The organism is Nonomuraea sp. NPDC049419 (assembly GCF_040676995.1).
GTDB lineage: Bacteria > Actinomycetota > Actinomycetes > Streptosporangiales > Streptosporangiaceae > Nonomuraea > Nonomuraea salmonea.
In genome coordinates, this window is record NZ_JBFAQB010000003.1 from 537794 (window position 1) to 556830 (window position 19037).

A 19037-nucleotide genomic window follows, 5' to 3' on the forward strand; every position below is an offset into this window, starting at 1 on the left:
CCGGCCGGCCGTGGCAGAACGTCACCGTCCGCACTATTGACGGTGCTTTGCGTGGAGCGGAGAGTCGAGGGCACGGCGATGTGAAGCGATGTGAAGATGCGATGCCGCCACGACGCACCCGCCCCGTCGCGAACCGGGCGCTCGCCGCGCTCATCGAGCAGGCCGGCTGGACGCACGCCGCCACCGCGCGGCAGGTCAACGCGGTCGCCGCGGAGAGCGGGGAGCGGATCCACTACGACCGGTCCGCGGTGGGGCACTGGCTGACCGGTACGGTGCCGCGGCCCGAGGCCGTGCACGCGGCGGTGGAGGCGTTCCGGCGCCGCCTCAACCGGCCCGACCTGCGCCCCGCGCACCTCGGCTGGCCGGACCCCGGGGTGCCGCCGCCGCCCGACGACCCGTGGCGCGGCGACCCGGTCGCCCGGCTGGCGGGGTTGGGGGAGGACGACCTGCTCAACCGCCGTACAGTGCTGACGGCCGGCACGTTCACGCTGGCCGCGCTGTCGGGCCTGGCAGACGGTGGGACCCGGGGGCCGGCCCGGCGCCCCGTGGGCCGTCCTGGCGCGGGCGACGTGGTCCGTGTCCGCGCCGTCACCGCGAGCTTCGCCGACCTCGACGACCGGTACGGCGGCGGCCACGCCAGGCAGGCGGTGGCGGCGTACCTGTCGCGCGAGGTCACGCCGCTGCTCGCGAACGCGACCGGGCGCAGCAGGCCCGACCTGTTCACGGCGGCGGCCGAGCTGAGCTACCTGGCGGCGTACATGGCGATGGACGCCGGCGCGAACGCCCTGGCCCAGCGCTACTACATCAGCACCGTGCGGCTCGCCGACGAGGCGGGCGACCTGGTGCTGCGTGCGACGGCGCTGCGCAGCATGGCGGTGCAGGCCGCCGAGCTGGGCCACGACGGCGAGGCGCTGGCGCTGGCCGACGCCGCCGCGTCCGTGCTCGGCGGGCGCGGCCCCGGCCGGACCCTGGCCTGGATCACCGGCATGCGCGCCGAGACGCACGCGGCGGCCGGCACCCGCTGGGACGCGCTCAACCTGCTGCGCAGCACCGAGACGCAGCTCGAACGCGCCGACTCGGCGCCTGAGTCGGAGTGGACGGGCAACTACCGGCGCGAGTCGCTGGAGCACCAGATCGGGCTAACCCTCACCAGGCTCGGCGACCACGCCACCGCCGCCCGCCACTTCGCCGCCTCCATGCGCGCCCGCCGCCCGGTCGAGACCCGCACCCGCGTCCTCATCGGCCTCCGCACCGCCCACGCCTACCTGCGCGCCGGCGACCCGGAGCAGGCCGCCGTGACCGCGCTCCTCCTCCGCGACGACGTCCCGCTGATCTCCTCGGCCCGCGTGGGCGACGAGCTCCGCCGCCTGCGAGCCGGCTGGCAGCGCCACCGGGGCAGCCCGCTCGTCGCCGAGGCGGACCTCGCCATGGCGGGAAGGAGCTGAAAGCGGTCAGGAACGTGCGGGCCGGACCTGGCGGAGGAGGGGTCGCGGGGCAGCACGTCGCCGTCCACGACGGGCGAGAACGGCGTGGGCGTGTGGGCGACGACGCCCCAGCGGTCCTCGTACGCGATCATCTTGGCCGCCAGCGCGTCCGCGGCGCCCACGAGCCGCTCGGGGGTGACGGGCACGAGAGGTTCGGCATGGGCGGCAGGCCCAGCTCGCCGGCGAGCGCGGCGGCGACGTCGGCCGGTGGCGCCGAGAAGTACGTGCCCGGCACGCTCTGCGCGATCGCCCGTCGTGGCCCTCGGCTCCGTCGAAGTCGCCTCCAAGATTCCCGCCGTTCGCCGACAGGATCTGACCGCTCGTCGTAAAGGTCGTACAACTTTTAAATACTGCATACCGTATGTGGTAGCCGTGTGTGCGTGGCAGACAGTACGAGGTCCGCGAGTCCCCAAGCTTTCCTCAGCCGTTCCCGTATTGTGGCGGCGCCCACCTGGAGCCGTTGGCTCGTTCCGCCCGCTGCGCTCTCCGTGCACCTCGCCATCGGCCAGGCGTACGCGTGGAGCGTCTTCAAACCCCCGCTGGAGTCGGCGCTCGGCCTGTCGGGCACCCAGAGCGCGCTGCCCTTCCAGCTCGGCATCGTCATGCTCGGCCTGTCGGCCGCCTTCGGCGGCACGCTCGTCGAGCGCAACGGCCCCCGCTGGGCCATGTTCGTCTCGATGACCTGCTTCTCCTCCGGGTTCCTGCTGTCGGCGCTGGGCGTGATCACCCGGCAGTACTGGCTGGTCGTGCTCGGCTACGGCTTCGTGGGCGGCATCGGGCTCGGCATCGGCTACATCTCCCCGGTCTCCACCCTCATCAAGTGGTTCCCCGACCGGCCCGGCATGGCGACCGGCATCGCGATCATGGGCTTCGGCGGCGGCGCGCTCATCGCCTCGCCCTGGTCGGCGCAGATGCTCTCCTCCTTCGGCACCGGCACGACCGGCATCGCCACGACGTTCCTCGTGCACGGCGTCGTCTACGCCGTGTTCATGTCGATGGGCGTGCTGCTCGTCCGCGTCCCGCCGGACGGCTGGACGCCCAAGGGCTGGAAACCGCCCACCACCCGGCTCAGGCCGCTCATCACCACCGCCGACGTCTCCGCCCGCAACGCCATCCGCACCCCGCAGTTCTACTTCCTGTGGGTCGTGCTGTGCTGCAACGTCACGGCCGGCATCGGCATCCTGGAGAAGGCCGCCCCGATGATCACGGACTTCTTCGCCGGCACCACGGCCGCCGTCGCGGCAGGTGCCGCCGCCGGGTTCGTCGCGCTGCTGTCGCTGGCCAACATGGCCGGCCGCTTCGTCTGGTCCTCCACCTCCGACCTCATCGGGCGCAAGAACATGTACCGGGTCTACCTGGGCGTCGGCGCGCTGCTCTACCTCGCCATCGCCCTGGCGGGCGACGCGTCCAAGCCGCTGTTCATCCTCTGCGCGCTCGGCATCCTGTCCTTCTACGGCGGCGGCTTCGCCACCGTGCCCGCGTACCTGAAGGACCTGTTCGGCACGTACGAGGTCGGCGCCATCCACGGCCGGCTGCTCACCGCCTGGTCCACCGCGGGCGTGCTCGGCCCGCTCATCGTCAACGCCATCGCCGACGCCCAGGAGAACGCCGGGCGCTCCGGCTCCGACCTCTACACGACCTCGCTGTTCATCATGATCGGCCTGCTCGCCATCGGCTTCCTCGCCAACGAGCTGATCAGGCCGGTCCACGAGAGGTTCCACGAACGACCCGCGCAGCCGGTGCAGAAGGGACAGACCGTATGAGCGAGCGGCGTACCTGGCTGATGGCGCTGGCCTGGGTGTGGGTGGGCGTGCCCTTCGCGTACGGGGTGTACGAGCTGCTCCTGAAGCTCACCCAGCTCTTCTCCGGCTGATCGCTCGTCACAGGGAGCGCCGCACCGCCGACGCCACCATCGTCAGTGCGGCGTCCCCGGCGGGCAGCACGTTCACCATCGTGAAGAACACGTGCGTCCGGCCGTCGAACCGCTTGAACTCCACCGGCACCCCGGCCTGCGCCAGGCGTTCGGCGTACACCTCGCCCTCGTCGCGCAGGACGTCGTGCTCGGCCGCCGGCCCCGCACTCACGGCGCGCGCCTCGGCCACGCTCATCTCGTGGGTCGGTCTGCCTCCGGCCTCCGCAGCGTCGCGAGAAACCGGGTCGTGGCCTCGTCCAGCGCCAGGAGACCTCACCTCATCAGGGAGGAGTGATCGGGATCACTCGACCGTAGGATCCGCGCCCGACCTTGTGCAGACCTCGGCCGCCGGCAGGTGTGGAGGGCGTGAGCTGGGGCAACGCAAGGGTGGTGACTCCTCCGCTCTGTGAAGGGAGCGGCTTCTCGCTAAGCCGCATGCGCAGCCTGGCGAAGGGCAGGCCCTGCCCTGAGGATGTCGACGGCCGCGTTGACGTCGGCGTGCGCGGCATGCCCGCACGCCGTACAGGCGAACGCGGCCTGGGTGAGGCGGTTGTCCTTCGCGCAATGCCCGCATCGGGCGCATGCGCGGGAGGTGCCGGATTGAAGGCGACGGTCCCCTCGGGAGAGTCTGATGGAAGTGGTCACGGTGTCGTCGTGGCGCGAGCTGGACGACGCGATCGGGGAGGCGGGCCGGAGCGAGGGGTGCGGTCCTGCGCACACGTCGCTGGTCTTCCGCGGGCTCGCGCGCAGCACGTACTCGCACATGTCGGGGCTGGCGCGGCTGCGCGGCCATTACGGGCAGGTCGAGTCCCATCTCGTACGAAATTTCCGAAAATATGCTCATCGGCAGGCCCCCGGGCCGACCGTCTGGGACTGGCTGGCGCTCGGCCAGCACCACGGCCTGCCCACCCGCCTGCTCGACTGGACGTTCTCCCCGCTCGTCGCCCTCCACTTCGCCACCGCGACCTGGCCGGAGGACGACGGCGTGCTGCTGTCCGTCGACTGCGCCGCCGCGCACCGGCTGCTGCCCGACCCGCTGCGGGCCCCGCTCGCCGCCGAGGGCGCGCTGGTGTTCACCACCGAGATGCTCGCCGGGGTCGCCCCCTCGCTCGACCGCTTCGACCGGCTCGGCGACGGCGGGCCGTTCCTGGCCTTCTTCGAGCCGCCGTCGCTGGACGAGCGGGTGATCAACCAGTCGTCGGTGCTGTCGGTGCTGTCGGACGTGACCTACCAGCTGGAGGACTGGCTGGCCGACCACCCCGGGCTGGGGCGGCAGTGGGTGATCCCGGCCCCGGTCAAGGCCGAGATCAGGCAGCGGCTCGACCAGGCCAACATCACCGAGCGCGTGCTGCTGCCCGGCCTCGACGGGCTGGCCGACTGGCTGCGGCGCTACTACTCGCCCGGCTCCATAGAGAACGGGCGCGGCGTCCAGGACGACGGCTCCTCGATGGCCGGCCTGGAGAACCGCCACAGCCAGGACGGCCGCATGGGCGGCTGACCAGGCCAGCGGCCCGGGCCCGAGGCGGCCTCCCAGGGGCCGGGCAGCCGGGTGGGCAGAGGTCTCGTGAGGTCTCGTGCCGTCGGGGGCGCGGGCCGGCGCCTTCGCCCCGGCCGCCCCGGCCTTCACTGCCCGGTCGGTGCGTCCTGGACGGGGAAACGCCGGTCGAGGCCGGTCATCCGCATCAGCCGGCTCACCCTCGGCTGCAGGCCGCTCAGGCGCAGCCGCCCACCCGCGGCCTCCACCGTGTTCGCCGCCCAGATCAGCGCGTTCAGCCCCGAGGAGTCGCAGAAGTCCACCTCGTGCAGGTCCACGACGACGAGCGGCGGGCGCAGGCACGACATAGCCTCCGCCAGGCCGCTGCGGAACTCCTCCATGGACGACAGGTCCAGGTCCCCGCAGGGACTCAGGACGGCGGTGTCATCACGTTGCGTGACCACCCAGGAGAAGCCGGCACGGTCGATGCTGCCCATTCCACCCCTCCGCATCCCTACGGTTCGCCCCTCTTATCTTTGCATGGTGCAATCGCCCGCTACGGGTTTCGCAGTGATCGTGTACAACACGGTGATGTGTACGACGCGGGAACCGTGTGCGACCGTCGCCATGGGCCGAGGGCTGTTGACGGGACCCGCGTGGGCTGGCAGTGTCCTCGGCGTGGGGCGGGATCGGCTCGACGGCGGCAACGACGGCGGCGCCGTGCGGATCGGCCACACCGTACGCCGTGAAGTACGCCCCTGGACCCCGTCCGTCCACGAGTTGCTGCGGCACCTCGAGCGCAAGGGGTTCGCGGGCGCCCCCCGCGTGCTCGGCATCGACGACGAGGGCCGCGAGATCCTCACCTACCTCGAGGGCGAGACCATGGGCGGCGAGGTCGTGTGGCCCTGGTGGACCCGTACGGAGGAGTCGCTCGTCCAGGTCGCCGAGTGGACGCGCGCCTACCACGAGGCGGTCGCCGACTTCGTGCCGTCCGTGGGCGCGCGCTGGCGGATGGGCGGCAGGTGGGCACCCGGCCTGATCATCGCGCACAACGACGCCAGCCCGTTCAACGCCGCCTGGCACGACGGCCGCATCACCGGCTTCTTCGACTGGGACTTCGCCGGCCCCGTCAGCGCCGACTCCGACGTGAGCTGGATGGCGCACGGCTGGGTGCCGCTGCACGCCCGCCGCACCGCCGAGCTGGAGGGCTTCACCGACTTCGACGCGCGCCCCCGCAGGCTGCGGCTGTTCCTCGACACCTACGGCTGGGACGGCAGCACCGACGCGCTCATCAGGGAGCTGCAGTCGCGCATGACCGCCCGCGCGGCCCGCATCCGCCGCTACGGCGCGGCCGGGGAGGGCCTGTACGGGCGGCTGCTGCGCGACGGCGTCGCCGACGACCTCGACCAGGCCGTCCGTGAGCTCGACGACTTCCCCCGCTGAGCACGCGGGACGGCTCACAGCACGTCCTCGATGAGGATCGGCAGGCGGCGGACGCGGCGGCCGGTGGCGTGGAAGACGGCGTTCGCGATGGCGGGGGCGACGCCGACCAGCGCCACCTCGCCGAGGCTCTTGACGCCCATCGGGTTGAGCGCGAAGTCGGGCTCGCCGATGAAGTCCACCTCGATCGTGCCGACGTCGGCGTTGACCGGGATCACGTAGTCCGCGAGGTCGCTGTTGACGAAGCCGCCGTAGCGGGGATCGACCTCGCTGTGCTCGTGCAGCGCCGCGCCGATGCCCCACACCACCCCGCCGCGCACCTGGGCGTCGGCGGTGACCGGGCTGGCCACCCTGCCGCAGTCGGCCACGCTGACCACCCGGGGCACGCGGATGCGGCGCGTCACCGGCTCCACCCTGACCTCGGCGAAGTGGGCGATGAAGCTGAAGGAGACGAAGCCGGGATATTCGGGGCCGGCCGGCGCGGCGAGACCGGTGCGCATGCGGTCGGCCATCTCCGGCGGCTGGCCGGGCGCCTGGGTGACGGCCTCGGTCACCACGTCGTCCCCGCCCGCCTGCTTGACCGCCGCCGCCACGTCCACCGGCCCGTCGGGGGCGGCGCCGAGCCGTTCGCGCAGCCGCAGCAGCGCCGCGTGCACGGCCAGCAGCGTGCTGTTGGTGCCCCAGGCACCGGCGGTGAGGTGGTGCGGGACGCGGGCGGTGTCGCCGACCGCGACGGCGACGGAGTCGGGCGCGATGCCGAGGTCGCCGGCCACGGCGGAGACGAGGGCGGTCGTGATGCCCTGCCCCATCTCGTGGCCGCCCACCTCAAGCAGCACCCGTCCATCGGCGTCGGCGGTGAGCCTGGCCTGGATCGGGACGGTCTTCGACGGGTACGCGCCCACCGCGACGCCCCAGCCCACCAGCGTCCCGTCGGCCGCCTGCATCGAGCACGGGTCGGGGCTGCGTCCGGCCCAGCCGAACAGCTCCGCGCCGCGCCGCAGGCAGTCGGCCAGGTGCCGGGACGAGAACGGCTTGCCGGTCACCGGGTCCGTGCGCGCGTCGTTGGCCAGGCGCAGCTCGACCGGGTCGCGGCCGGTGGCGACGGCCAGCTCGTCGATGGCCGACTCCAGCGCGAACGCCGCCGGGTGCTCGAACGGGGCCCGCATGAAGCCGGGCGACTGCGTGTCGGTCCTGACGTGGCGCTGGCGGCCGCGGAAGTTCCTGATGTCGTACAGGCGGGAGGTCAGCTCCGTGTAGGTGGCCGGCAGCAGGTCGTGCCGGGAGTCCTGCTGCTCCACCTCGTGGATCGCGGCCAGCAGCCGGCCGGAGCGGTCGGCGCCCAGCCGTACACGATGCCTGCTCAGCGGGCGGAAGCTCGCCGCGTGGAAGGTGTGGGCGCGCGGCAGCACCAGCTTGACCGGCCTGCCCAGCCGCCGGGCGGCCACGGCCAGCGGCGCGAGGTGCGGCTGCAGCGCGTTCTTCTGGCCGAACGCGCCCCCCACGTACGGCGAGATCACCCGCACCCGCGCGGGGTCGATGCCGAGCTGCCTGGCCAGGCCGCCGCGCAGCGCGCCGACGGTCTGCGTGCCCTCGTGCACCACCACCGTGTCGCCGTGCCACTCGACCACGCCGCCGATCAGCTCCATCGGCACCTGGTGCTGCGGCCCCGCCTCGTACGTCTCGTCGATGCGCAGCGGGCTGCGCTCGTACTCGCCGTCGGCGTCGCCTGCCACCACGTCGGCCAGCGCCGCCTCCTGGGTCTCGGTGCCGGCCGCGCCCAGCTCCACCGCGATCGGCTCCTCGTCGTACTCGGCCCGCACAAGGGCGGCCGCCTCCGTCGCGGCGACCAGGGTGTCGGCCACGACCAGCGCGATCGGCTGGCCCCGGTAGGCGATCCGGTCGTCCAGCAGCGGCTGCAGGCTCTGGAAGGCGTAGCCGCCGCGCATGAGCGAGCCGGCCGAGACGACGCCGAGGTCGTCGAGGTGCGACAGGACGAGCAGCACGCCGGGCACGGCGGTGGCCCCGGTGGTGTCGAGGCGCGTGATGCGGCCCTTGCCGGCGGTCGCCACCACGGGCATCGCGTACGCGCAGCCCCCTGGTGTGCGGTCGGCGCCGAAGCGGGCGGCCCCGGTGACCTTCTCCCGCGCGCCGACCCGGGGGATCGCGAAGTCCGTCATCGTACGGCCCGCTCTCCGGCGATCCGCAGCGCCTCGGCCACGGTACGGATGCCCAGCTCGACCCGGAAACCGTTGTGCGCGCCAGGACGGGCCCCGGCGAACGCGGCCTCGCCCGCCCGGCGCGCGGACCGCTCGTCCAGCACCGCCCCGGTCAGCTCCCGCTCGGCGTCCGGGCAGCGCCACGGCCTGGTGGCGACCCCGCCCACCGCGATGCGGCACTCCGCCACGGTCCCGTCGTCCATGCGCACCGCGGCGGCGGCCGAGGCCAGCGCGAACGCGTACGACTCCCGGTCCCTGACCTTGTGGTAGGTCGAGCCGCGCCCGACCGGCGTGACCGGCACGCGGATGCGGGTGATGATCTCGCCGGCGGCCAGCGTGTGCTCCCTGGCGGGCGTGTCGCCGGGCTCGACGTGCAGCTCGGCCAGCGGGATCGTCCGCGTGCCGCCCGGGCCCGCCACGTCCACCACGGCGTCGAACGCGATCAGCGCGACCGCCCAGTCACCCGGGTACGTCGCGACGCACGCCTCGCTGCCGCCGAGCAGCGCGTGCCCCCTGTCGAGCCCGCCGATCGCGGCGCAGCCGCTGCCCGGCTCCCGCTTGTTGCAGGCGAACGGCGGGCCGCCCCTGAAGTAGCCGCAGCGGGTGCGCTGCAGCAGGTTCCCGCCCACCGTCGCCATGTTGCGCAGCTGCTGGGAGGCGGCCTTGGCCAGCGACTCGGCCAGCGCCGGGTAGTCGCGCAGCAGCACCGGGTCCTCGGCCACGTCGGCCATCAGCGCGCCCGCGCCGAACGACAGCTCGCCCGGGCCCGCCGTGTCGATGCCCGCCAGCTCGCGCAGCGCGCGCACGTCCACGACACTGTGCGGGGTCTCGATGTCCAGCTTCATCAGGTCGTACAGGGTGGTGCCGCCGGCCAGCACCCGCGCTCCTGGGCCGGCCGCCGCCAGCGCGCTGACGGCCTCGTCGAGGGTGGCGGGGGCGGTGTAGGCGAAGGGGCGCACGGCTCACTCCTCCCGGAGCGCCGCGGCCTGGCGTACGGCGGCGAGTATGCCGGTGTACGCGCCGCACCTGCACAGGTTGCCGCTCATGTACTCGCGGATCTGGCCGTCGTCGCCCGCGTGCCCCTCGGCGATGCAGGCCAGGCCGGACATCACCTGGCCCGGCGTGCAGTAGCCGCACTGCAGCGCGTCGTTGTCCACGAACGCCTCCTGCAGCGGATGCAGGCCGCCCGCGCCCGACACGCCCTCGATCGTGGTCACCGACCTGCCGTGCACCTGGACGGCCGGGGTCAGGCAGGATACGACCCGCCGGCCGTCCAGGTGGACCGTGCACGCGCCGCACTGGCCGTGGTCGCAGCCCTTCTTGGAGCCGGTGAGACCCAGCCGCTCGCGCAGCACGTCGAGCAGGGACTCGCGCGGGTCGAGGTCGAGCCGCACGGGCTGGCCGTTCACCGTGAACGCGGTCGGTCCGGTCATAAGCGAAACGCTAACGGGAGCCGCCGTGTTCATCCCTCTATGTCGTTATAAGAGCGGGTCAAGATTCAGCCCGGCAGCACCGAGCCCTCCAGCCGCCCCTCGGGCCGGTAGACCGCGCACATCACGTCGCGGTCGCCGTCCGCCCAGGTCTCCGGCGTCGGCATGATCGGGTAGTGCGCCAGGCCGTCCCGCCTCTCACCCCACAGGCTCGCGAACCGCTCACCGCAGCTCCGCCACGCGAAGGCCGTCAGCTTCATCCGGTCGTACGGGCCGTCGGGGACGTGCGTGAACCCGTACGCCTGGTTGTCCGCCCCCCGCGCGCACGGCGTGTAGAGCACGAGCCGCTCGCCCGCCCGCACCGAGTACGCCGGGTCGCTGAAGCACTCGCCCGCCTCGATCAGCAGGATGCCCGTCGTCTCCGCCGTGATGAACGTCTCCGTCTTGACCGTCGCCTGCGCGGGCGGCACCACGAACAACGTCCCCAGCGCCGCCACGGCGGGCAGCAGCCCCCAGCGCCGCGTCACCGCCATCCGTCCCTCCTTCGCGAGTGATCGTAGGAGGCGGCCGGCCAACGGCGGGTGAACGGCGGCTTTCCGCCCGCGAATTCACCTGGCGGTCCCCTGCGCGACGGGAGATCGTCAGCGACGTCTGGGTGAATGCGCTCGCGTCCGTCCCGCACCAGGACGGGCCGCCCGACAGCACCCTCGAAGAGAGCGAAGCACCCAGTGAATCACCCCACCAAGCCGCGACGGTCCTGGTCGCGGCAGGCGAAGCTGGCGACCGCCGGCACCGCGGCGCTGCTCGCCGCCGGGTTAGCGTTCGGCCCCGCCGCCGTCGGCGCGGCGGCGCCGCCCGTCTTCCCCGCCGCTGAGGCGCACAAGCCCACCCCCATCCCCGACCGCGTCATCCTCATCCCCACCACCGCGCCCGCCACCAGCCAGCGCGTCTCGTGGCGGGCGGAGGCCACCGCCGACACCGCGCAGGCCCAGATCCTGGAGGCGCCGCGCGCCCTCGGCCAGGTGCAGCCCGCGCCCGGCGCCGTCGCCACCGTCAGGGCCATGGCCAGCACGCCGGTCAACACCACACTCGGGTACGCCTCCACGTACCACACCGTCGAGTTCACCGGCCTCAAGCCCGGCACCCGCTACACCTACCGCGTCGGCGACGGCACCAACTGGAGCCCTTGGACCGACTTCACCACCGCCGCCGACGGCTTCGAGCCGTTCTCGTTCATCTACTACGGCGACGCCCAGAACTACCTCGACTCCGCCGTGCCGCGCGTCTTCCGCCAGGCGTTCGCCGACCGGCCGCAGGCCAAGGCCATCGTCAACGCGGGCGACCTCATCGACTCCGCCAACAGCGAGGAGCAGTGGGGCCAGTGGTTCCAGGCCGGCGGCTTCATCGACGGCCAGATCAACAACATCTCGATCCCCGGCAACCACGAGTACAGCGGCGGGCTGTCCGCGTTCTGGCGGCCGCAGTTCCCGTATCCCGACAACGGGCCCGGCAACCCCGAGCTGAAGCAGACCGTCTACACCCTCGACTACCAGGGCGTCCGCTTCATCGGCCTGGACACCAACCACCAGAGCAACGCCACGCTCATGGCCGCCCAGACCGCCTGGCTCGAAGGGCTGCTCAAGGACAACCCGAACAAGTGGACCGTGGTCACCTTCCACCACCCCGTCTACTCCACCACCGGCACCCGCAACAACCCGAACGTGCGCGAGCAGTGGGCGCCGTTGTTCGAGAAGTACGGGGTGGACCTCGTGCTCCAGGGGCACGACCACTCGTACGGGCGGGGCAACCAGGTGGCGGCCCGCAAGTCCACCACCGTGCACAACGGGGTCGCGTACGTGGTGTCCGTCTCCGGCGGCAAGATGTACGCGCTCAACGGCGGCGAGAACTGGACGGGCAACGGCGCCGAGGTCCGCAGCACCAGCGAGAACACCCAGCTCTACCAGCTCATCGACGTCGCCGGCGACACCATCACGTTCGAGGCCCGCTACGCCGACGGCACCCACCACGACGGGTTCGTCATCCGCAAGAACCGCGAGGGCGAACGCACCGTCAACGACCTGCGCACCCCGGAGAACACCGTCGGTGAGCAGGTCACCGTCGACAAGACGTCGGTCCGCCGCCTGGAGTCCGTCAAGGTGTCCGCGTACGGCTACGACCCGGGGGAGCGCGTCGCGATCTGGTGGCGCGAGCCCGGCCGCAAGAACGGCACGCTGATCGGCTACGAGAAGGCCGACGACCTGGGCCGCCTCTCGGAGACCGTGCGCGTCCCCGTGCTGGCCAAGCGCGGCGCCGAGTACGTCGTGTACCTGGACAGCGAGCACCAGAAGATCACCAGCCCGCCCATCACCGTCACCAAGTGACCCCGGCCCCGCGTTGAACACCGGCCGGGCTGCCCCGATCGCGGGGCAGCCCGGCTCTTGAAGGAGCTCCTCTTGAGGTTCGGTTTCGTGGCGCGTGTGTGCGTGCCGCTCTTCGCCGCCGTCGGGGCGCTGCTGGTGCCCGCGCAGGCGGCGGGGGCGCATCCGTTCGGGCCGCCGTCCACGGCCAGGATCGCCGTGGACGGCGACCGCGTGACGCTCGCCTGGCTGCCCGCCGAGGACGACTGGGTGGCGCTCGGCCAGTCGCTCGGCGCGTTCGAGGACCCGGCCGCGGGCGCGGACACCACGCTGACCGGCGAGCAGAAGCTGGCCAGGTCCGCCGCCGTCCGCGACTACCTGCTCGGCCACGTCGGCGTCACCCAGGCGGGCCGCCCGTGTGCCGCCGAGCTGGCCCCGCTGGAGCGGCTGCGGACCGAGGGCGCCCGGTTCAGCTTCGCGTGCCCCGAGCCGGTGACGGCGGTGGACGTCCGCGTCGGGGCGCTGACCGACCTGCACGAGGCGTACCGCACCATGCTCACCGCCGACACACCGGCAGAACCCGCGCAGGCGCTCCTCACGGCGACGGCCGACACCCGGCGCGTGCGCTTCGACGCGCAGGCGGGCGGCGGGGTCCCGCTCGTGGTCCCCGCCGTCGCGCTGCTCGCCGTCCTCGCCCTGCTGGTCGCTCTCCTGGTACGCCGCCGCCACCTGTCCACGGGGGCGGGCGCATGAACGGGCTGACCGGGCCGGAGAACTTTCTCATCACCCTGTTCGACGGGGCAGGGGCGTTCTGGGTGGCGTTGCTCGTGGCGCTGGGCGTCGGCGCGCTGCACGCCGTCGCGCCCGGCCACGGCAAGAGCGTCACCGCCGCCTACCTGATCGGAACGCACGGCCGCTACCGCGACGCGCTGCGCCTCGGCGTGGTCGTGGCGTTGATGCACACGGTGTCGGTGCTCGCCCTGGCGCTCGCCTGGGTGGGGCTGAGCAGCGGCGCCGCCGCCGCCGGCACCGAGGCCGTCACCGCCTGGCTGCAGGTGCTCGCCGGCGCGATCGTGTTCGCCGTGGGCGCCCACCTCACCTACCGTCACCTCCGCCATCGCAGAACGCACAGCCACGGGCACGGGCACGGGCATGGGCACGGGCACGGGCACGGGGAGTTGCGGGATCCGTGGTCGCCGCGGGGGCTCACCGCGCTGGCGCTGTCAGGCGGGCTGGTGCCGTCGCCGTCGGCGTTCATCGTGCTCGTCAGCGGGCTGCTCACCGGCCGGTCGTTCGGCGCGGTCGTGCTGGTGCTGGCGTTCGGCGCGGGGATGGCCGTCACGTTGACCGGCGTCGGCGTGGTGACCGTGCGCGGGGCGACGATGCTGCGCCATCGCACGCCGCGGCTGCGGGTGTTGCGGGCGGCGGCGGCGTGGACGCCGGCGCTGGCCGGCGTGGCCGTGGCGGCCGGCGGCTGCCTCTACCTGGCCACCGCCGTCACCGCCCTGACCCCCTGACCGGCCTTTCTGCGAGGCATCACGCCTCCTCGGCATGAGTAACGACGATCACTACGTTTCCGACCTTCTGGCCTGTTTCAACATAGCGGTGGGCATCCGTGATCTCGTCCAGGGGATAATGGCGGTCGATGACCGGCCGAAATGCGCCCGACTCGAGCAGCTCCTTGAGTGTCCGGGCCATCTCCGCGTCATGCCGGGGCAGCGGGAATTTCACCCTCCGGCCCCCGAGTAAGGGCCCGGCGGCGGCGAGTAAGAGGTTCTGCCAGAATGGACCGACGTCGGCGGCGACATAAACGCCCCGGGGTTTGAGCAGTTTCCTGCACCGCCCGAACGTGCTCTTGCCGACGGCGTCCAGCACGGCGTCATATCGGCGCTCGTCGGCGGTGAAATCGGTGGAGGTGTGGTCGACCACCTTGTCGGCCCCGAGCCCGCGGACGAGATCGAGATGATGCGGCCCGCAGACGCCGGTGACCCAGGCGCCGTGGTGCTTGAGAAGCTGCACGGCGGCCGACCCGATCGCCCCGGTCGTGCCGTGGACCAGCACGTCGTGACCGGCCCGCACCCCGGCCGCCCTGATCATCGAGAGCGCGTAGTGGGCGCCCTCGGTGCCGGGCGCCGCCTCCTCGTACGTCAGCCCCTCGGGCAACGGCGCCAGCGTGCCGCTCTCGCGAACGGTCAGGAACTGCGCGTGCGCCCCCGACCTGCCGTCGTTGTAGCCGAACACGTCGTCCCCGGCCTTGTACGACCCGACGCCCGCCCCCACGGCCACCACCTCGCCGGCGAACTCGGTGCCGAGAACGGGCATCTTCGCAGGCCGGACGAGCCCCGTGAAGAATCGCCACAGGAACGGCTTGGCCGCCCGCATCGCGCAATCAGTGCGGTTGACCGTGGTCGCGCGTACCTTGACGAGCAGCTCACCAGGAGCGGGGACCGGTTTTTCCACCTCTGAAACGCGAACCACTTCCGGCGGGCCATATCTGGCGCGCACTGCGGCTTTCATGCCTCGGATACTAATGCGTTCACTCGGCCGCGACGGCGCCCGTGTACGCGAGATCCGCCGCCATTTTCGCGGCCGTCTCGCGCAGCGCCGGCAGCACGTCGCGGAGCAGCGCGTCGTTGCCGGCCCGCCCGGCGTGGGTGGCGACGTTCACGGCGGCGACGGTGCGCCCTGTGCCGTCCCTGATGGGGACGGCGATCGACCGTACGCCCTCCTCCAGCTCCTGGTCCACCAGCGCGTAGCCGTCGGCGGCGGCCCGCCGGACGAGGGCGCGCAGCTCGTCGCGGGAGGTGACGGTCCGCGCGGCCAGCCGGCGCGGCTCGATCGCGGCCAGCCGCTCGTCGGGCTGCTCGGCCAGCAGCACCCGGCCCATGGAGGTCGCGTACGCGGGGAAGCGGGTGCCGACGGTGATGTTCACGCTCATCAGGCTCACGGTCTGGACCCGCGCCACGTACAGGACGTCGTCGCCCGACAGCACCGCGACGGACGCCGACTCGTCGACGCGGGCGGCGAGGTCGGCCAGGTGCGGCTGGACGATCTCGCGGAACGTGAGCCCCGACAGGTGCGCGTAGCCCAGCTCCAGCACCCGGGGCAGCAGCGTGAACCGGGTGCCGCGCGCGGCGGCGTAGCCGAGCCGCTCCAGCGCCTGCACCGCCCGCCGCACGGTCGCCCGCGGCAGGCCGGTCACCTTCGCGCAGCCGGCGAGCGTCACCCCGCCCCGCGCCGACCCGAGCGCGACCATGACGGCCAGCCCCCGCGCCAGCGACTGCAGGAACCCCATCCCCAGCTCCCGCTTCGCCTCCTTGGCCGCGTCCAAGGGCGAGGAGGTCGCGGGGGTGGCGGCTCCGGCGGGGCCCGCTGGAAGAGCCGGCGGGCCGGGGGCCGGGGGCGCGGTTTGCAGGGCGGGGGGCGGGGGCGCGTTCGGCGGGGCGGGGGCGGCGAGGGCGGCTTCCATCTCGGCGACCGTCTCGCGGAGGGCGGGCAGGCAGTGGTCGCGCAGCTCGGCGACCGTGTGCCGGCTGGTGTGGCTCACCACGCTCACCGCGCAGCCCGGCTCGCCTCGGACCGGGACCGCCACGGCGATCAGGCCGGGCTCGATGAGCTGGTCGTCCTCGGCCCAGGGCTTCGCGGGGTCGAGGAGGGCGAGGCCGGCGGCGCAGCGGGAGGCGGGCAGGACGTCACCGACGCGGAAGGTCACCGACATGCGCCGCCGCCGGGTGAACTGCGCGACGAACCGCACCCCGTCCCCGTCCCGTACGGCCACCGACACCGACTCGTCCAGCTCGTCAGCGAGCCGCGCGGCGGGACCGGCGACGGCGTCGCGCAGCCCTGAGCCGGACAGATAGGCCTCGCCCAGCTCCATCAGCCGCGGCGCCAGCACCACGTCACGCCCGTCGGTCCGCACGTAGCCGAGGTGCGCGAGCGTGCCGAGCACCCGGTCGACGGTGGACCTGGCCAGCCCGGTCGCCCGCACGAGGTCGGTGGCGCGGGCGGGTCGCCGCGGGTCGGCGGCGAGCGCGCGCAGCACGCTCAGCCCGCGTTCGAGGGTTCCGGCCGGTTCCATCGGCTCCTCCTGGAAGGGATGAAGCAGACCTTTGACAGGCCAGCCAACCCAGACACATACTGAAATCCTCATAATAGTGAACAAAAGTTCGCAGAGCGAACACATCCACGATCGGAGCGTCGTGCCGAGAGACAAGGTGGTCGCCACGGCCGCGGAGGCGCTGGCAGGCGTGCGTGACGGCGCGTCGTTCGCCGTCGGCGGCTTCGGCCTCAGCGGCATCCCCAACGTCCTGATCAAGGCCCTGTACGACACCGGCGTCACCCGCCTGTCCGTGGTCTCCAACAACTGCGGCGTGGACGGCGGCGGCCTGGGCGTGCTGCTGGCGGCCGGGCGCATCGCCCACGTGACCGCCTCGTACATCGGCGACAACAAGGAGTTCGCCCGCCAATACCTGTCCGGCGAGCTGACGGTCGAGCTGACCCCGCAGGGCAGCCTGGCAGAGCGGCTGCGCGCGGGCGGCAGCGGCATCCCCGCCTTCTACACCCCGGCCGGCGTCGGCACCCCCATCGCCGACGGCGGCCTGCCGCTGCGCCACAACCCGGACGGCTCGATCGCGGTCGCCTCGCCGCCCAAGGAGGTACGCGAGTTCGACGGCCGCGAATACGTGCTCGAACGCGGCATCCGTACCGACTTCGCCCTCGTCCGCGCCGCCAAGGGCGACCGCCACGGCAACCTGGTCTTCCGCAAGGCCGCCCGCAACTTCAACCCGCTCGCCGCGATGGCCGGCCGCGTCACGGTCGCCGAGGTCGAGGAGCTGACCGAGCTGGACCCCGACGAGGTGCACGTGCCCGGCGTGTTCGTGCAGCGCGTGCTCGTGCTCACCCCCGAGCAGGCCGCGGACAAGTCCATCGAGAAGCGGACGGTGACCGGATGAGCTGGACCAGGGACGAGATGGTCGCGCGGGCCGCCGCCGAGCTGCGCGACGGCGACTACGTCAACCTGGGCATCGGCCTGCCCACCCGCATCCCGTCGTTCCTGCCGCCCGGCGTGGACGTCGTGCTGCACTCCGAGAACGGCATCCTCGGCGTCGGCCCCTACCCGGCGGAGGACGAGGTGGACCCCGACCTGATCAACGCCGGCAAGGAGACCGTGACCGTGCGGGAGGGCGCCGCGTTCTTCGACTCGTCGGCGTCGTTCGGCATGATCCGCGGCGGGCACATCGACGTGGCGGTGCTGGGCGCGATGCAGGTCTCGGCCCGCGGCGACCTGGCCAACTGGATGGTGCCCGGCAAGCTCGTCAAGGGCATGGGCGGCGCCATGGACCTCGTGCACGGCGCGCGCAAGGTCATCGTGATCATGGACCACACCGCCAAGGACGGCTCACCCAAGATCGTCAAGGAGTGCTCGCTGCCGCTCACGGGGAAGGAGTGCGTCCACCGGATCGTCACCGACCTCGGCGTCCTCGACGTCACCGAGCAGGGGCTCGCGCTGGTCGAACGCGCGCCGGGAGTGAGCGTGGACGACGTGCGTGAGCGCACCGACGCGGAGGTTCTGGCATGAAAGACGTCTACATCCTCGACGCCGTACGCACCCCCTTCGGCCGCTACGGCGGCGCCCTGTCCGGCGTCCGCCCCGACGACCTGGCCGCGCACGTCATCAAGGCGCTGGTCGAGCGCAACGACCTGGACGGCGCCGACGAGGTCGTGCTGGGCAACGCCAACGGCGCCGGCGAGGAGAACCGCAACGTCGCCAGGATGGCCGCCATCCTCGCCGGCCTGCCGATCACCACGCCGGGCGCGACCGTGAACCGGCTGTGCGGGTCGGGCATGGAGGCGGTCGTGCAGGCGTACCGGGCGATCGCGATGGGCGACGCCGGCACCGTGATCGCGGGCGGCGTCGAGTCGATGACCCGCGCGCCCTGGGTGCTGCCCAAGCCGGACAGGGCGTTCCCCGCCGGTGGGCAGGAGCTGGTCTCCACCACGCTCGGCTGGCGGCTGGTCAACCCCGCCATGCCCGCCGAGCACACGGTCGCGCTCGGCGAGGGCGCGGAGCTGATCGCCGACAAGCACCGCATCACCCGCGCGGAGCAGGACGCGTTCGCGCTGGCCAGCCACCAGAAGGCGGCCAAGGCGTCGTTCGAGCGGGAGATCGTGCCCATCGGAGGCGTCACCCGCGACGAGGGCATCCGCCACGACACGTCCCTGGAGGCGCTGGCCCGGCTCAAGCCCGTCTTCCGCAAGGACGGCGGCACCGTCACCGCGGGCAACTCCTCGCCGCTCAACGACGGCGCCGCCGCCCTGCTGCTCACCGACGAGGAAGGGCTGCGCGGGCGCGAACCCCTCGCCAGGATCGCCGCCACCGGCGTCAGCGCGCTGGAGCCGCGCTACTTCGGGCTCGGCCCCGTCGAGGCGTCCACCAGGGCACTCGCCAAGGCGGGCCGGCGCTTCGGCGACCTCGCGACCGCCGAGCTGAACGAGGCGTTCGCGGCGCAGGCGCTCGGCTGCCTGGCCGAGCTGCCCGACCTCGACCCCGCCATCGTCAACCCCGACGGCGGCGCCATCGCCATCGGCCACCCCCTCGGCGCCTCGGGCGCCCGCGTCACCGGCGCGGTCGCCCACCGGCTGGCCGCCGCCGGCTCCGGCACCGGGCTGGCCGCGCTCTGCATCGGCGTCGGCCAGGGACTGGCCGTCGTCCTCGACAGATAGC

The 19037-nt window shown here is 73.1% G+C and carries 20 protein-coding genes; 10 read left to right on the forward strand and 10 right to left on the reverse strand.

All coding sequences use genetic code 11. The features are described 5' to 3' along the window. Positions 1 to 101 precede the first annotated feature (101 nt). A complete protein-coding gene (locus AB0K12_RS12405; protein ID WP_364558992.1) occupies positions 102 to 1445 on the forward strand; it encodes a hypothetical protein in 1344 nt (447 codons plus the stop codon). Positions 1446 to 1572: 127 nt separating this feature from the next. Here the strand turns inward: AB0K12_RS12405 and AB0K12_RS12410 are convergent, their stop codons facing one another. Then, positions 1573 to 1719 (reverse strand): hypothetical protein, encoded by a 147-nt coding sequence (locus tag AB0K12_RS12410; RefSeq protein ID WP_364558995.1) that lies wholly within the window; start codon positions 1717 to 1719, stop codon positions 1573 to 1575. 145 nt (positions 1720 to 1864) lie between these two features. Here AB0K12_RS12410 and AB0K12_RS12415 point away from each other — a divergent pair, with 145 nt between their 5' ends. After that, on the forward strand, positions 1865 to 3247 hold the full coding sequence (locus AB0K12_RS12415) for an OFA family MFS transporter (protein WP_364558998.1): 1383 nt from the start codon (positions 1865 to 1867) through the stop codon (positions 3245 to 3247). Between the two features lie 117 nt (positions 3248 to 3364). Here AB0K12_RS12415 and AB0K12_RS12420 read toward each other — a convergent pair whose 3' ends face one another. Further along, on the reverse strand, positions 3365 to 3592 hold the full coding sequence (locus AB0K12_RS12420; RefSeq protein ID WP_364559000.1) for an alpha/beta hydrolase fold domain-containing protein: 228 nt from the start codon (positions 3590 to 3592) through the stop codon (positions 3365 to 3367). A gap of 230 nt (positions 3593 to 3822) precedes the next feature. Continuing rightward, positions 3823 to 4116, reverse strand: a complete 294-nt coding sequence (locus AB0K12_RS12425; protein ID WP_364559003.1) for a zinc ribbon domain-containing protein — start codon at positions 4114 to 4116, stop codon at positions 3823 to 3825. Here AB0K12_RS12425 and AB0K12_RS12430 point away from each other — a divergent pair. After that, positions 4028 to 4894, forward strand: coding sequence for an FRG domain-containing protein (locus AB0K12_RS12430; protein WP_364559006.1), 867 nt, complete (start codon positions 4028 to 4030; stop codon positions 4892 to 4894). The two genes, AB0K12_RS12425 and AB0K12_RS12430, sit on opposite strands and share 89 nt — an antisense overlap. Positions 4895 to 5019: 125 nt before the next feature. On the opposite strand, the gene AB0K12_RS12435 is transcribed toward AB0K12_RS12430, so the two are convergent. Continuing rightward, positions 5020 to 5367 (reverse strand): STAS domain-containing protein, encoded by a 348-nt coding sequence (locus AB0K12_RS12435; RefSeq protein ID WP_364559009.1) that lies wholly within the window; start codon positions 5365 to 5367, stop codon positions 5020 to 5022. Positions 5368 to 5548: 181 nt separating this feature from the next. Here AB0K12_RS12435 and AB0K12_RS12440 point away from each other — a divergent pair, with 181 nt between their 5' ends. Further along, positions 5549 to 6313 carry a phosphotransferase gene (locus tag AB0K12_RS12440; protein WP_364559012.1) on the forward strand — a complete coding sequence of 255 codons (765 nt, stop codon included), beginning with the start codon at positions 5549 to 5551 and terminating at the stop codon, positions 6311 to 6313. Positions 6314 to 6327: 14 nt separating this feature from the next. On the opposite strand, the gene AB0K12_RS12445 is transcribed toward AB0K12_RS12440, so the two are convergent. The 4 genes from AB0K12_RS12445 to AB0K12_RS12460 all read right to left on the reverse strand — a co-directional run bounded on the left by AB0K12_RS12445 (position 6328) and on the right by AB0K12_RS12460 (position 10489). Beyond that, entirely contained in the window at positions 6328 to 8487 is a 2160-nt protein-coding gene (locus tag AB0K12_RS12445; protein WP_364559015.1) for a xanthine dehydrogenase family protein molybdopterin-binding subunit, read from the reverse strand. Next, the gene (locus AB0K12_RS12450; RefSeq protein WP_364559018.1) at positions 8484 to 9485 is read right to left on the reverse strand and encodes a xanthine dehydrogenase family protein subunit M; all 1002 of its coding nucleotides are present in this window, start codon (positions 9483 to 9485) and stop codon (positions 8484 to 8486) included. The genes AB0K12_RS12445 and AB0K12_RS12450 overlap by 4 nt, the downstream gene beginning before the upstream one ends. Before the next feature lie 3 nt (positions 9486 to 9488). After that, positions 9489 to 9959 carry a (2Fe-2S)-binding protein gene (locus tag AB0K12_RS12455; protein WP_364559021.1) on the reverse strand — a complete coding sequence of 157 codons (471 nt, stop codon included), beginning with the start codon at positions 9957 to 9959 and terminating at the stop codon, positions 9489 to 9491. A gap of 65 nt (positions 9960 to 10024) precedes the next feature. Beyond that, positions 10025 to 10489 (reverse strand): hypothetical protein, encoded by a 465-nt coding sequence (locus AB0K12_RS12460; RefSeq protein ID WP_364559024.1) that lies wholly within the window; start codon positions 10487 to 10489, stop codon positions 10025 to 10027. Between the two features lie 195 nt (positions 10490 to 10684). On the opposite strand from AB0K12_RS12460, the gene AB0K12_RS12465 reads away from it, so the two are divergent. From AB0K12_RS12465 to AB0K12_RS12475, 3 genes are all read left to right on the forward strand, one after another. Further along, entirely contained in the window at positions 10685 to 12337 is a 1653-nt protein-coding gene (locus AB0K12_RS12465; RefSeq protein WP_364559027.1) for a metallophosphoesterase family protein, read from the forward strand. A gap of 72 nt (positions 12338 to 12409) precedes the next feature. Further along, positions 12410 to 13066, forward strand: coding sequence for a hypothetical protein (locus tag AB0K12_RS12470; protein WP_364559029.1), 657 nt, complete (start codon positions 12410 to 12412; stop codon positions 13064 to 13066). Next, the gene (locus tag AB0K12_RS12475) at positions 13063 to 13830 is read left to right on the forward strand and encodes a hypothetical protein (RefSeq protein WP_364559032.1); all 768 of its coding nucleotides are present in this window, start codon (positions 13063 to 13065) and stop codon (positions 13828 to 13830) included. Before AB0K12_RS12470 ends, AB0K12_RS12475 begins: the two co-directional genes overlap by 4 nt. Before the next feature lie 19 nt (positions 13831 to 13849). Here AB0K12_RS12475 and AB0K12_RS12480 read toward each other — a convergent pair whose 3' ends face one another. Then, positions 13850 to 14773, reverse strand: coding sequence for an NAD(P)-dependent alcohol dehydrogenase (locus tag AB0K12_RS12480; RefSeq protein WP_364559035.1), 924 nt, complete (start codon positions 14771 to 14773; stop codon positions 13850 to 13852). Positions 14774 to 14849: 76 nt separating this feature from the next. Further along, positions 14850 to 16391, reverse strand: a complete 1542-nt coding sequence (locus AB0K12_RS12485; RefSeq protein WP_364559038.1) for an IclR family transcriptional regulator C-terminal domain-containing protein — start codon at positions 16389 to 16391, stop codon at positions 14850 to 14852. Positions 16392 to 16512: 121 nt separating this feature from the next. Between AB0K12_RS12485 and AB0K12_RS12490 the strand changes: the two genes are divergently transcribed. The 3 genes from AB0K12_RS12490 to AB0K12_RS12500 are packed head-to-tail and all read left to right on the forward strand — an operon-like array spanning position 16513 to position 19036. Then, the gene (locus tag AB0K12_RS12490) at positions 16513 to 17265 is read left to right on the forward strand and encodes a CoA transferase subunit A (RefSeq protein ID WP_364559041.1); all 753 of its coding nucleotides are present in this window, start codon (positions 16513 to 16515) and stop codon (positions 17263 to 17265) included. After that, positions 17262 to 17891, forward strand: a complete 630-nt coding sequence (locus AB0K12_RS12495; RefSeq protein ID WP_364559043.1) for a CoA transferase subunit B — start codon at positions 17262 to 17264, stop codon at positions 17889 to 17891. The genes AB0K12_RS12490 and AB0K12_RS12495 overlap by 4 nt, the downstream gene beginning before the upstream one ends. Continuing rightward, on the forward strand, positions 17888 to 19036 hold the full coding sequence (locus AB0K12_RS12500; protein WP_364559045.1) for a thiolase family protein: 1149 nt from the start codon (positions 17888 to 17890) through the stop codon (positions 19034 to 19036). The genes AB0K12_RS12495 and AB0K12_RS12500 overlap by 4 nt, the downstream gene beginning before the upstream one ends. The last annotated feature ends 1 nt before the right edge of the window (position 19037 follow it).